Source organism: Pseudomonas fluorescens, from assembly GCF_000730425.1.
GTDB classification, from domain to species: domain Bacteria; phylum Pseudomonadota; class Gammaproteobacteria; order Pseudomonadales; family Pseudomonadaceae; genus Aquipseudomonas; species Aquipseudomonas fluorescens_X.
The window spans coordinates 613,992-627,304 of record NZ_CP008896.1 but is presented as its reverse complement, the minus strand read 5'-3'; the positions used below and the strand labels follow the sequence as shown (position 1 = coordinate 627,304).

Below are 13,313 nucleotides of genomic sequence, written 5' to 3'. Positions count from 1 at the left end.
TTATCAACACTGGATCTGACAATCGATACAATTTCGATACAACTCGATGAATTTTGTAGAACTTCAAGCCAAAACAGACAAACCAGGCACTTCTCCCCGCCTGACAAACCTGCCTGTCATATAACTCGCGCCTTACATATGCGACAATGCGCGCCAAATTCCAACATGCACCCCATATTTCTGCTCGGCGACAGGGCTTCACGCCTTGATGTCGCTGTTGACGCATGCCCGTTGGCCTGGGCTCCGAATGGGGCCCGGCCCAAATAAGCGCACTCCAAGCTATTGATAGGTAAAGTAATTGATCTCCACAGCTAACATCACCATGCAGTTCGGCGCCAAGCCACTGTTTGAGAACGTCTCGGTCAAGTTCGGCGCCGGTAACCGTTATGGTTTGATCGGTGCCAACGGTTGCGGCAAGTCGACCTTCATGAAAATCCTCGGTGGCGACCTCGATCCATCCGCCGGCCAGGTGATGCTGGAGCCGAATGTGCGCCTGGGCAAGCTGCGCCAGGATCAGTTCGCCTATGAAGAATTCAACGTGATCGATACCGTGATCATGGGTCACGAAGAGCTGTGGAAGGTCAAGGCCGAGCGCGATCGCATCTACTCGCTGCCGGAAATGAGCGAAGAAGACGGCATGGCCGTGGCCGAGCTGGAAACCGAGTTCGCCGAAATGGACGGCTACACCGCCGAATCCCGAGCCGGTGAACTGCTGCTGGGCCTGGGTATCGGCATCGAGCAGCACTTCGGCCCGATGAGCGAAGTGTCCCCTGGCTGGAAGCTGCGCGTATTGCTGGCCCAGGCGCTGTTCTCGGATCCGGAAGTATTGCTGCTCGACGAACCGACGAACCACCTGGACATCAACACCATCCGCTGGCTGGAAAACGTCCTGACCCAGCGCAACAGCCTGATGATCATCATCTCTCACGACCGTCACTTCCTGAACAGCGTGTGCACCCACATGGCTGACCTGGACTACGGCGAGTTGCGCCTGTTCCCAGGCAACTACGATGAGTACATGACCGTGGCGACCCAGTCCCGCGAGCAGTTGCTGTCGGACAACGCCAAGAAGAAAGCGCAGATCTCCGAGCTGCAATCCTTCGTCAGCCGCTTCTCGGCCAACGCCTCGAAAGCCAAGCAGGCCACGTCCCGTGCCAAGGCGATCGACAAGATCCAACTGGCCGAGGTCAAGCCTTCGAGCCGTGTAAGCCCGTTTATCCGGTTCGAGCAGACCAAGAAACTGCACCGCCAGGCGGTCATCGTCGAGCGCATGGCCAAAGGCTTTGACGGCAAGCCGCTGTTCAAGGACTTCAGCTTCCAGGTTGAAGCCGGCGAGCGCGTGGCGATCATTGGCCCGAACGGTATCGGCAAGACCACCCTGTTGCGCACCCTGGTCAACGAACTGACCCCGGACGCCGGCAGCGTGAAGTGGACCGATGCCGCTGAACTGGGCTACTACGCCCAGGACCACGCCCACGACTTCGAAGACGACGTCACCCTGTTCGACTGGATGGGCCAGTGGGCCCAGGGCGAACAAGTGATCCGCGGCACCCTCGGTCGCATGCTGTTCTCCAACGACGAGATCCTCAAGTCGGTGAAAGTCATCTCCGGTGGTGAGCAAGGCCGGATGCTGTTCGGCAAGCTGATCCTGCAAAAGCCTAACGTACTGGTCATGGACGAACCGACCAACCACTTGGATATGGAGTCCATCGAGGCGCTGAACCTGGCGCTGGAGAACTATCCGGGCACACTGATCTTCGTCAGCCACGACCGTGAGTTCGTTTCGTCCCTGGCCACCCGCATCATCGAGTTGAGTCCAAGTGGCGTCATCGACTTCAGCGGCACCTATGACGACTACCTGCGCAGCCAGGGCGTCGTATTTTAAGCACCGCCTGAACCGGGCGATGACGGCCTTGACGCCATCGCCTGGAGGCGCCCGGCTTGCCGGCGATAGCGCGCTTGAGACCGCCGTCGCCGGCAAGCCGGCGCCTACTATCGTTAGCCTGCTTCCTTTTCTCCCTGGCCCTTGCCATGATGCGCTCACCGCCCCGCCGCGAATGAGCCTCCATGCCCGCTGCTCCCAGCTCCCTGTCGATCACCTTGCAGATCGTCTCCATCGTCTTCTATACCTTTATCGCGTTTATCTGCATCGGCCTGCCGATTGCGGTGATTCCCGGCTACGTCCATGAGCAACTGGGCTTCAGTGCCGTAGTGGCGGGCATTACCATCGGCTCGCAGTACCTGGCCACCCTCCTCAGCCGCCCCATGGCCGGGCGCATGTCGGACAACGTCGGTACCAAACGCGCCATCGTGCTTGGCTTGAGCGGCATCCTGCTCAGCGGCGTCTTGACCTGGGTCGCCACGCTGCTACAGAGCCTGCCCAGCCTGAGCCTGGGAATTCTGATTGTCGGCCGCGTGCTGCTAGGCGTGGCCCAGGGCCTGATCGGCGTCGGCACCATCAGTTGGTGCATGGGCCAGGTCGGCACCGAACACACCGCACGCTCAATCTCCTGGAACGGCATCGCCTCCTACGGCGCCATCGCCATTGGCGCACCGCTGGGCGTGGTGATGGTTGCGCAATATGGCTATAACAGCCTGGGTCCCGCCCTGGCAGGGTTGGCGGCCCTGGGCCTGGTACTGATCCGCAAAAAACCCTCGGTGCCGGTGGTACGCGGCGAGCGCCTGCCGTTCTGGGCAGTGTTCGGGCGGATTGCGCCGTTCGGCACCAGCTTGTGCCTGGCGTCCATCGGCTACGGCACGCTCACCACATTCATTACCCTGTTCTACCTCAGTCGCGGCTGGACCGGCGCCGCCTGGTGCCTGACGGTATTTGGCATCTGCTTTATCCTGTCGCGCCTGTTGTTTATTTCCAGCATTAAACGCTTTGGCGGGTTTCGTGCAGCGATTGCCTGCATGACCCTGGAAACCCTCGGCCTGGTCCTGCTGTGGCTTGCACCCTCTCCCGGCGTCGCTCTGATCGGCGCCGGGCTCACCGGTTTCGGCCTATCACTGGTGTACCCGGCATTGGGCGTCGAGGCCATCAAACAGGTACCCGCCAGTAGCCGGGGCGCCGGGCTGAGTGCCTATGCCGTGTTTTTTGACCTCGCACTGGCGATTGCCGGGCCTTTGATGGGCGCGGTGGCGTTGAACCTGGGTTACTCATGGATTTTCTTCTGTGCGGCGCTGTTGTCCATCACGGGCCTGGGCCTGACCTTGCTGCTGATGCGCCGGGCCTACTGATCCGCGGTCTGCATGCCGGCCCGCGAATGCTGGCCAAGGGTGCGGCTGAAAAAACGCCCGGCCTCGGAGACCAGGTCGCGGTGAATGCCCTCACGGTCCACCCCATCGGCATCCGTACAGAGCGTCGGCATCAGCGCCAGTTGTGCGTCATCGCACGGGGCCATGAAGATAAAGTGCCCGGCCCCGGCCAGCAGTTTGAAGTCCGGGGGCTGGGGCAGCTTGCGCGCCAGGGCGGCGGCGTTTTTATCCACGGCCACCAGCTTGTCACCATCGCCGCTATACAGCAGCACAGGCACATGCACGTCACCCAGGGTATGACGACCAAACATCAGGCTCAGTGGCGCCATCAGCATCAACGCATGGATCCGGGCGTCGGCCTGGGGTTGCAGGTCATCGCGGTCGACCACCAGCTCACCCTTGGTGGTACAGGCGTCACGGTCTTCCGGACGCTCCTGGCAATAGCGGCGCAAACGCTCGAAATCCGGCTTGGCACCGGCCAGGATCAGCGCCGTTTCCCCTCCCGCCGAATAGCCGATCACGCCCACCTGGTCCACATTGACGAAGGGCGACAGCATCGGGTCGCCAAGGGTGGCGGTAATTGCCTGCGAGATCTGGATCGGCCGCCCATACAGATTACTCAAGGTGCCCAGGCGGCTGTGATCCTTGTAGTTGTCGCCAGGATGCAGCACCGCCACCACCACAAACCCCTTGCGCGCCAGTGACGTCGCCAGATCGTGCAAGGCCAGGGGCGTTCCGGTGTTGCCATGGGATAACATCAGCAACGGGAAGCGGCCAATGGCAACCTTGGCATCCTCGGTGGCCGCGACGCGATACGCGCCCACCTGGCTGACATGTTCCTGGCCCGTGGACGGATAAAACGCGATGGCTTTCATCGGCTGCGAATCCAGCGGGTCGAGAACGCTCATCCGGTGATAGCCCACGCTCCAATGGGGATGCGGGGCCACCGCGGCGTGCACTGAAACGAGGCTGCCGAGCAGGGAAACCAGCAAGACTGCACAAAGACGCATCATGGGGATGTCCACCTGTGCTGTGTGACGCCGGCGAGTCGGCTCAGGCTCGGGCGGTATGACCTTGTAAAGCATAACCTGCGCCAGATTCGCCCACCCACAACAAAAAACTCCGTATTCCGCTGGCTTTCAGGCCATCAGAATACAGAGTTTAGGCGCCTCGAATCAGATTGATAGCGAGTCGCGATGAAATTTACAGGGGGCTTACGCAGCGATGAACAACTGCTCGCTGATCGTCACATTGGCATCGTTCAGCGCCTTGCTGCGCACTTCATCACCGTAGGCCAGGCCATGGGCACGTACAAACTCGACATCGGTGATACCCAGGAAGCCCAGCAGGACTTTCAGGTAATCCTCATGCGCTACCCCCGTAGGCTGGCCAACATGCAGGCCGCCGGCGGTGGAGACCACGATGACTTTCTTATTGCCGCACAGGCCTTCAGGACCCGCTTCGGTGTAGCGGAACGTCTGACCGGCAACCGCAATGCGGTCGATCCAGGCCTTGAGTTGGGTTGGGATGGTGAAGTTGTACATTGGCGCGGCGATGACCACCGCATCGGCGGCCAGGAACTCGGCCAGGGTCGAGGCGCTCAGGTCGGCTTCGTGCTTCTGCACGGCATCACGCAACTCGGCAGCGGTACCCAAGGCGCCCAGCGTAATCCCGGAAAAATGGTTGATGCCTTCGCTGGCAAGGTCGCGGTAGGTCACTTCCACACCGGGTTCGGCCGCTTGCCAGGCCTTGACCACTTCGCTGCTCAACTGACGGGACACCGAGTTGTCACCAAGGATGCTGGAATCGATATGCAAGAGTTTCATGTGGGATCTCCAAGTGAGGATCGCCACCGGGCGATCTGATGGAGAGAATCCTACAGATCAATCCAATAGCCGATTAGCCGGTTAAAATGCGATAGTTCGTCCCACTGACAGGACAATAGGCTCAACATGCAAGACCTCAATGACCTCTACTATTTCGCCAAGGTGGTGGAAGCGGGTGGCTTCGCGGCCGCTGGCCGGCTGCTGGGGATCCCCAAGTCGCGGCTGTCGCGGCGCATTGCCGAGCTGGAAGAACGCCTCGGTGCCCGCCTGCTGCAGCGCACGACCCGGCAATTGACCCTGACCGCCGTCGGCGAACGTTACCTGGGGCATTGCCAGGCAATGCTACTGGAAGCGGAAATGGCCGACGAAGCCGTGGCCAGTATGTCCAGCGAGCCCCGGGGCCGCCTGCGGGTCAGTTGCCCGGTGGGCCTGGCCCATGAAATCCTGCCGACCGTCGTGGCGCAATTCCTCACCGCTTACCCGCTGGTGCAATTGGAAATGATGCTGATCAATCGCCGCGTCGATCTGGTAGCCGAAGGCGTGGACGTGGCCTTGCGCGTCCGCGACCTGGGCGATGAAGACCCGCTGCTGGTGACCCGCCGCCTGCGCCAGGCCCGGACGGCCATGGTCGCTACCCCGGCGTTTGTGCAAGGTCGCCAGATCAATACCCCGGCCGACCTCAAGCACCTGCCAGTGCTGGGTGCGCTGGAGGCCGACCGCATGGTCCACCTGCGCATGCTCGATCCTGAAGGCAACACCACCGACCTGGCACTGGAAGCACGCCTGGGCATCGACGACTTCGTGGTGCGCAAGACCAGCGCCCTCGCCGGCCTGGGGTTCACGGTATTGCCCATGATGTACTGCGAGCAGGAACTGGAAAGTGGCCAGTTTATTCAACTGTTGCCCGACTGGTCGCTGCCAGGCGGCTGGCTGCAAGCGGTGTACCCACACCGGCGTGGCGTTTCACCAGCGGTGCGCGCCTGGATCGATTTCTTGGCCGAGGCCTTCAAAAACTGTGGAGAGCAGCTATGAATAGCCCGATCATGACCGAAGACGACGTCGCCCTATTCTGCCTGGGCTTGCCCGGAGCACGGGAAGATTACAAGTGGGGCGGTGTGCGGGTGTTCTCGATTGCCGGCAACAAGATGTTTGCCTTGCAGAACCTGCGGGGTGATTCCCTGGCATTCAAGGTCGACAAGGAACTGTTTCTCGGCCATGTGGATCGTCCAGGCGTCCACCCAGCACCGTACCTGGCGCGGGCGCAGTGGATCATCATGCAAGTGCCCTACCCGTTGGGTAGCGAGGAGCTGCGCGGTTTGCTGCAGCGCTCCCACCAGTTGGTGGTGAGCAAGCTGCCCAAGCGCACGCAGATCGGGCTGAAGCTGTAGGAGCCTTGCCGGCTCCTACAGGATTGAGAGCAGCGTACCGCCAAGAAGCAGCTGATCGATCCAGAACACCTGGTGCAACACCACGATCAGCCAGAACACCAACTGGTACGACACCTTGCGCGTCTTGTGCCGAAACACCTGCTGGGCGAGCAAGGCGCCTGGCCAACCACCGGCCAGTTCCATGGCATGCAGGATCTTTTCTGGGGTACGCCAACTGTCGCTCTGGGCCTTGCGCTTGTCGCTCCAGTACAGGCAGAACGTTACCACGCTGACCAGCCCATAGGCCGCCAGCGGGATCAACGACACCCCGCGATATGCCAGCAGTGCCGCGCCCAACAACGGCACGGCACACAGCAGTACAAACACCAGTGCCTTCAAGCGCAGATGCTGGATGGTCATCACGCCTTGGCCGCCGCCCAGTCAATCCAGCCGAACTGCCAGGTGGCCAGGATCAGCAAGCCGAACGCAATACGGTACCAGGCAAACACGGCATAGCTGTGGCTGGCGATGAACTTGAGCAAGCCGCGCACCGCAATCATCGCGAAGATGAACGAGACGACAAAACCGACGGCAAACACCGGCAGGTCGGCAGGTTGGAACAGCTCACGGTACTTGTAGCCCGAATACACCGCCGCCCCGACCATGGTCGGCATCGCCAGGAAGAACGAGAACTCGGTGGCGGTCTTGCGTGACAGGCCGAACAACAAGCCACCGATAATGGTCGAGCCGGAGCGGGAAGTCCCCGGAATCATCGCCAGGCACTGGGCGAAACCGACTTTCAAGGCGTCTTTCCACGTGATGTCATCCACCGTTTCGGCATGGATGGCATGCTCGCGGCGCTCGGCCCACAACATGATCACCCCGCCGATCACCAGCGCAGTGGCCACCGTGATCGGGTTGAACAGATACTCATGGATCAGGTCGGCAAAAATCACCCCCAATACCACCGCAGGCAGGAAGGCGATCAGCAGGTTGAGGGTAAAACGCTGGGCGTTGCGCTGGGTCGGCAGGCCGGTCACCACGTCGAGGATCTTGCGCCGGAACTCCCAGACCACTGCCAGGATGGCCCCCAACTGAATGATGATGTTGAACGCCATGGCGCGTTCGCCACCGAAGTCGAGCAAGTCGGCAACGATGATCTGGTGCCCGGTACTGGAGATCGGCAAGAACTCCGTCAGCCCTTCGACAATGCCAAGTATCAGTGCCTGAAAGGCGGTCCAAAGATCCATTATTCCCCCAAAAGGTCATGCGACGGCATGCCTCGTTGATATTTTCTAGGTGTTCACTAACGATGAGCACGCTGCAAGGCCGCGCGCAGGATCAAGGCTGAACTGCAAAAATTCTGTGAAAAATCAGGCAGGACTCAGGTTTTTTGATTCCGGGCCGAAAGCCTATCAGACAAGCCCGAATTTCGCTTCGCGTTATCACTGGCCGATCAATGCAGCACTGACAATTATAAGAACGCGGAGTGACAGGGCTATGAATAGTTTGCGCAATATGTCGATCAGCCGGCGCCTCTGGATGATCCTGATCGTCGCCGTGTTGATGTTGCTGACCCTGGGTTTGCTGATGCTCAAGCAGATCCACGACGATCTCTACCAGGCCAAGAGCCAGCAGACCCAGCATGTGGTGCAGACCGCCAGCGGGATTCTGAATTTTTATCATGGCCTCGAAACCACCGGCGTACTGACCCGCGAAGCGGCGCAGAAACAAGCCCTGAGCGTAGTGCGCGGCCTGCGCTACGACCAGGACGACTACTTCTGGATCAATGACCTGACGCCGGTAATGATCATGCACCCGGCCAACCCCAAGCTAGACGGCCAGAACCTCTCGGCCATCCGCGACCCCGACGGCTTTGCGGTGTTCAACGAATTTGTCACCCTGGCCAAGGCCAAGGGTGCCGGCATGGTCGATTACCGTTGGCCGAAACCCGGGGCGGCGGCGCCGGTGGCCAAGACCTCCTATATCCAGCTGTTCGAACCCTGGGGCTGGATCATCGGCTCCGGCGTCTATGTGGATGATGTACAGGCGCAGTTCCGTGGCCAGGTCTGGGAAGCCTCGCTGATCGGCCTGGGCATCGCGCTGATCATGGCCTTGCTGGTGGTGCTGATCGCCCGCAGCATCGTGCGCCCGTTGCAGGAAGCAGTGCATGCCATGGCCAATATTGCCAGCGGCGAAAGCGACCTGACCCGCAGCCTCGACACCCACGGTCAGGACGAGGTCACGCAACTGTCCCGGCACTTCAACACCTTCACCGCCAAACTGCGCCAGGTGATCAGCCAGTTACAGGTCTGCGCCAATGCCCTGGGCCAGTCTTCCGCCGAACTGGGCAGCAACGCCAGCCAGGCCCACGACCGCAGCCAGCAGCAGTCCCAGCAGATGGAGCTGGTGGCCACCGCCATCAATGAAGTGACCTACGGCGTGCAGGACGTGGCCAAGAATGCCGAACACGCCGCCAGCGAAATGCGCGATGCCCAGATCCAGGCCGAACAGGGCCAGGTCAATATCGACGGCAGCCTGCAACAGATCGATGCGCTGTCTGGCACCATCAGCCAGGCAGTGGAAGTGATTCGCACCCTGTCCGGCGAAAGCACGCAGATTGGCGGGGTACTGGAGGTGATTCGCTCGATTGCCGACCAGACCAACCTGCTGGCCCTCAACGCCGCCATCGAAGCGGCCCGCGCCGGAGAACAGGGCCGTGGTTTTGCGGTGGTGGCCGACGAGGTGCGCCTGCTGGCCCAGCGCACACAAAAATCCACCGCCGAAATCCAGAGCATGATCGAACGCCTGCAAGGGCATTCCGAAGCGGCAGTCAAGGTCATCAGCGACAGCCACCAGGCCTCGCAACTGACCATCGAACAAGCCGGCCAGGCGGGTGCCAGCCTCACCGCTATCGGCCAGGCCCTGCGCAACCTCAACGGCCTGAACGCCTCGATTGCCAGCGCGACCCTGCAACAGGCCCATGTGGTGGAAGACATCAACCAGAACGTGACCCAGGCAGCCGGCCTGTCCCACAGCACTGCGCTGGCAGCGCAGCAATCGAGCGTGGCCAGCGTGCATTTGAAGGACTTGAGCGAAGAGCTCAATGGCCTGCTGCGCCAATTCAAGGTCTGACCACACCCTGTAGGCGCTGGCTTGCCAGCGATAGCGGGCTGTCAGTTGCTCCATCACTCACTGACATGCCGCCATCACTGGTAAGCCAGCTCCTACAAGGGTTCTGCATTTTGCCTGGGAGGTTGGTTACAATCGCCCTCCTCTTCGACTCTTCCAAGGAATCCCATGTCCGGGCTTGAACTGTTTGCCGCCGCGCTGGGGGTGATTGCCGTCTGGCTGACGGTCAAACAGAACCCGTGGTGCTGGCCGATCGGCCTGGTCATGGTGTTGCTGTACACCTGGGTGTTCTTCGAGGTGAAGCTGTATTCCGACATGTTGCTGCAAGTGGTCTATGCCGGCCTGCAAGTCTACGGTTGGTGGCAATGGACCCGCGCCGGAGAGATCAAGCAAGGCCGGCAAGTGACCAGCCTCGGTACCCCGTCCATCCTCTTGAGCCTGGCCATTGGCGCAACAGGCAGCCTGCTGCTGGGCGCTGCCATGGCACACTGGACCGACGCCGCGCAACCCTGGCTGGATGCTGCGTTGACCGGCTTCAGCCTGGTGGCGCAGATGTGGATGGCGCAAAAACGCGTGCAGTGCTGGGCCCTGTGGATTGTGGTCGACGTGATTTTCGTCGGCCTGTTTGTCTACAAAGGGTTGTACCTGACCGCCGCACTCTATGCCTTGTTCACCGTGATTGCCGTGCAGGGCTGGCGCGAATGGCGCGCCGATCCGGCGTTGCGCGCATGAAGGTGCTGGTCATGGCAGGCCCTGAGTCCAGCGGTAAAAGCTGGCTGGCCGAGCAGTTGCAGGCGCATTTCGGCGCGGTGTTGGTGGGGGAATACGTGCGCTATTTCATCGACCACTATCAGCGTGATACGACCCTGGCCGATATCCCGGACATCGCCCGGGGTCAACTGGCCTGGGAGGATGCCGGTCGCGCCCGACAGCCCCAACTGTTGATCCTCGACACCCACCTGCTGACCAACAAGCTATGGAGCCTGACGCTATTTGGCGCCGCCCCCGCCTGGCTCGACGAGGCGTTGCTGGCCCGCCACTACGACCTGCACCTGCTGCTGTCACCCGACGGTATCGGCTGGACCGCCGATGGTCAGCGCTGCCAGCCAGACCTGGCTGACCGCCAGGCCTTCTTCCAGGCCAGCCGCGACTGGCTGGAGCAGCATCACCAGCCGTTCAGGGTGATTGGCGGAGATTGGCAGGCCCGGCATGACCAGGCCTTTGCCGCCGTTACCCAACTGCTCAGCAACCACTGACCCCGTAGGAGCCGGCTTGCCGGCGATAACGCTTGCAATTGTTATCGTCGGCAAGCCGGCTCCTACAGGGCGTTAGCGCTTCTCGCTGATCAACTGCACCTGAGACTGCAGATCCGCCTGGATCTGCTGTTCGGTAAACGGTAACGGGCTGAGCTTTTTCGCGGAAAACGCCTGGGTCTGGTCCTTGAAGTGGAGGGACGCCGGATCGCTGGACAACGAGAACGCCAACACCCCTTCAGCCTTCGGCCCCTTGTCGTCAAAGGTCACGATTTGCAGGTAACTGCTGCCGCTGACCACCTCGCGCTTGCCATCCGCTCTCGGCACACTTTGCATGGCGTTGTAGATACCAAGCTCCTGCGGCCCGCCATGCATCGGGGTAGTGCCCGACACTTGGATATCGCCCCACTGCATGCCCTCCTTCACGCCCGACTCGCTCACCTGCGCCATGGACGCCAGCATCGCCTCACGCAACGCCTTGGCCACCTCCGGCTGCTCGATGGCCAGCCCACGGGGGGTGGTTTGCGCCTGGCTCGGGTCGAATGCAACACGCCACACATCCGGTATTTGCTGCATGTGCTCCATGACATCAATGAAGTGCACCAGGCCCAGGCCACTGTCGAGGTTGGCTTTGCGATCCCATTTTTTGAGGCGGGTACACAGAGTTCCCAAGGCGTCATCCGCCTGTTGCGCACAGAACTTGAGCAGGTCCGGCATCACTTGGCCGGCCAGATACACCTGGTTGTCCAGCACCATGTGCTGAAGGTCGGCAAGGGTGATTGGCTGTTTGTCCAGGTCCTGCAAGCGCTGCAAGGCAAAACGCGCGCGCGCGCCCAGGACGATAGGGTCCTGGCTGACGACCGGTGAATAACCGGCCAGCGGCGCCTTGGGGTTGGCCATCCAGGCCGAGTCATTGGAGTGCTGCACATAGTCTCTGCGCTCCAGTTGCGGCAGTTGGTCTGCGGGGAAAATCCCCGGCTGCGCCGCACGTGGATCGATATCCCAGGCACAGGCACTGTGGGCACCGTCAAGCATGATCATCTGCAGGCCGGCACGCGGGTCGCTGCATTGCTCGAGTTTTTTCGCACTGACGTTGGGCACCACCGACAGGTTCATATACAGGCTCTGCCCCTGATCGTCCGCTGCCAGGGTATTGACCCATGGAATGCCTTGCAGGGTATGCACCGAGGCCTGTAGGTCCTTGAGGCTGCGGGCCTGGTTCATCGCATACCACTGGTGCAGTACACGGTCGTTGCCCAGGTTGGCATCGCGCAGACTGAAGGCGTATTGCCCGTTCCAGTCGAGCTTGCCCGGCCATTGCACCACCGGCCCGAACTGCGAGCTGTAGACCGTTTGCGTGTGGGCCGCGGCGCCCTTGACCTGTACGCTCACCTGGGTTTTTTCCATAGGTATCGACTTGCCGTCCAGCAGGTAGCGCGTCGAGTCTTGCGGGTCCAGGGTCAAGCGATACAGGGTGAAGTGCTTGGACGTATCAACCGTATGTGTCCAGGCCACATGCTGGTTGAAGCCAATATTGACCACCGGCAGACCCGGCAAGGCGACACCCATCACATCCAACTGGCCAGGAATGGTCAGGTGCATCTGATAAAAGCGCATGCCGCCAATCCACGGGAAATGGGGGTTGGCCAACAACATGCCGCGCCCGTTGAACGAACGCTCACCGCCCACCGCCACAGCATTGCTGCCACGATCCAGGCTGAAGCGCTGCTGATTCAGCGTGGCGACCTCAAAAGCCCGCGCACGACTGCGCACCGCCACACCTGGCTGCGGCGGTGCGGCCCCCACCAGCGCCTCGGCGAATTGCCCGACACCGCCTTCCACCAGCAGCCGCCGGGTCAGCTTGACCAGGTCGTCGGTATGGATCGGCCGCACCCAGGCCCCCTGGCACTGCACGGGCCGCCCCTTTGCCCCACGTTCTTGCAGGTAACGGTTGTAACCTGCCACATACCCTTCAAGGCGCTGCTGCATCTGTGGAGTCTGCGCGTTCCAGAAAGCCGCCACCGCTTCAGGCGTGTTGAGCCAGGTAAAAAACACATCGCTGGTCAGGTTGTTGCGTTCCTCCAGGGTCGCCTGCTCGGCGCCGAAATAGCGGGCGCGCTGACCGTTCACAGTCACCACTTCGTTGGCCAGCAGGCACAGGTTGTCCTGCGCATAGGCATAGCCGATGCCATACCCCAGGCCGCGCTCATCGTTGGCGCGAATATGCGGGATACCAAACCCGGTGCGGCGGATATCGGCACTCATCGCCCCCGCCTCGGCGTCACTCACCTGCCGGGCCGTCGCGCACAGGCTTACCCCCAGCAACACACCCGCCACACAAACCCTGGACAACCCGTTGGAAATAATCACGCAGACCCCATCGTCAAGCCAAATTGAACGCCCAAGGCGGGGCCGACTCGCCAACGCCAGCCCATGGATAAGACGTAGAAAACTGCAGAAATTTAGGCCGCGCGCGG

The 13,313-nt window shown here is 61.3% G+C and carries 12 protein-coding genes; 7 read left to right on the top strand and 5 right to left on the bottom strand.

The genetic code is table 11. The annotated features are described in order from the left end of the window. The first annotated feature begins 298 nt into the window (after positions 1–298). Positions 299–1,885, top strand: a complete 1,587-nt coding sequence (locus HZ99_RS02625; protein WP_080727650.1) for an ABC-F family ATPase — start codon at positions 299–301, stop codon at positions 1,883–1,885. Positions 1,886–2,067: 182 nt separating this feature from the next. Next, positions 2,068–3,240 carry an MFS transporter gene (locus HZ99_RS02620; protein ID WP_038441167.1) on the top strand — a complete coding sequence of 391 codons (1,173 nt, stop codon included), beginning with the start codon at positions 2,068–2,070 and terminating at the stop codon, positions 3,238–3,240. Here the strand turns inward: HZ99_RS02620 and HZ99_RS02615 are convergent. Both HZ99_RS02615 and HZ99_RS02610 read right to left on the bottom strand, forming a co-directional pair. Further along, positions 3,234–4,271, bottom strand: a complete 1,038-nt coding sequence (locus HZ99_RS02615) for an alpha/beta hydrolase family protein (protein WP_038441165.1) — start codon at positions 4,269–4,271, stop codon at positions 3,234–3,236. The two genes, HZ99_RS02620 and HZ99_RS02615, sit on opposite strands and share 7 nt — an antisense overlap. A gap of 201 nt (positions 4,272–4,472) precedes the next feature. Next, positions 4,473–5,084 (bottom strand): FMN-dependent NADH-azoreductase, encoded by a 612-nt coding sequence (locus HZ99_RS02610; protein WP_038441163.1) that lies wholly within the window; start codon positions 5,082–5,084, stop codon positions 4,473–4,475. Between the two features lie 126 nt (positions 5,085–5,210). Here HZ99_RS02610 and HZ99_RS02605 point away from each other — a divergent pair, with 126 nt between their 5' ends. Continuing rightward, positions 5,211–6,116 carry a LysR substrate-binding domain-containing protein gene (locus HZ99_RS02605; RefSeq protein WP_038441161.1) on the top strand — a complete coding sequence of 302 codons (906 nt, stop codon included), beginning with the start codon at positions 5,211–5,213 and terminating at the stop codon, positions 6,114–6,116. Positions 6,117–6,127: 11 nt separating this feature from the next. Continuing rightward, positions 6,128–6,472, top strand: a complete 345-nt coding sequence (locus HZ99_RS02600) for an MmcQ/YjbR family DNA-binding protein (RefSeq protein ID WP_038447798.1) — start codon at positions 6,128–6,130, stop codon at positions 6,470–6,472. Positions 6,473–6,487: 15 nt separating this feature from the next. Here HZ99_RS02600 and HZ99_RS02595 read toward each other — a convergent pair whose 3' ends face one another. Further along, positions 6,488–6,871: a DUF1294 domain-containing protein gene (locus HZ99_RS02595; RefSeq protein ID WP_038441159.1), complete on the bottom strand. Its 384-nt coding sequence runs from the start codon at positions 6,869–6,871 to the stop codon at positions 6,488–6,490. Beyond that, positions 6,871–7,701, bottom strand: a complete 831-nt coding sequence (locus HZ99_RS02590; protein WP_038441157.1) for an undecaprenyl-diphosphate phosphatase — start codon at positions 7,699–7,701, stop codon at positions 6,871–6,873. The genes HZ99_RS02595 and HZ99_RS02590 overlap by 1 nt, the downstream gene beginning before the upstream one ends. Before the next feature lie 250 nt (positions 7,702–7,951). Between HZ99_RS02590 and HZ99_RS02585 the strand changes: the two genes are divergently transcribed. From HZ99_RS02585 to HZ99_RS02575, 3 genes are all read left to right on the top strand, one after another. Further along, the gene (locus tag HZ99_RS02585; protein ID WP_038441156.1) at positions 7,952–9,586 is read left to right on the top strand and encodes a methyl-accepting chemotaxis protein; all 1,635 of its coding nucleotides are present in this window, start codon (positions 7,952–7,954) and stop codon (positions 9,584–9,586) included. Positions 9,587–9,751: 165 nt separating this feature from the next. After that, a complete protein-coding gene (gene pnuC / locus HZ99_RS02580) occupies positions 9,752–10,315 on the top strand; it encodes a nicotinamide riboside transporter PnuC (protein ID WP_038441155.1) in 564 nt (187 codons plus the stop codon). Beyond that, complete coding sequence (locus HZ99_RS02575) at positions 10,312–10,839, top strand: AAA family ATPase (protein ID WP_038441153.1); 528 nt, start codon at positions 10,312–10,314, stop codon at positions 10,837–10,839. The genes pnuC and HZ99_RS02575 overlap by 4 nt, the downstream gene beginning before the upstream one ends. Positions 10,840–10,911: 72 nt before the next feature. Here HZ99_RS02575 and HZ99_RS02570 read toward each other — a convergent pair whose 3' ends face one another. Next, the gene (locus tag HZ99_RS02570) at positions 10,912–13,206 is read right to left on the bottom strand and encodes an acylase (protein ID WP_038441152.1); all 2,295 of its coding nucleotides are present in this window, start codon (positions 13,204–13,206) and stop codon (positions 10,912–10,914) included. Positions 13,207–13,313: the final 107 nt, after the last annotated feature.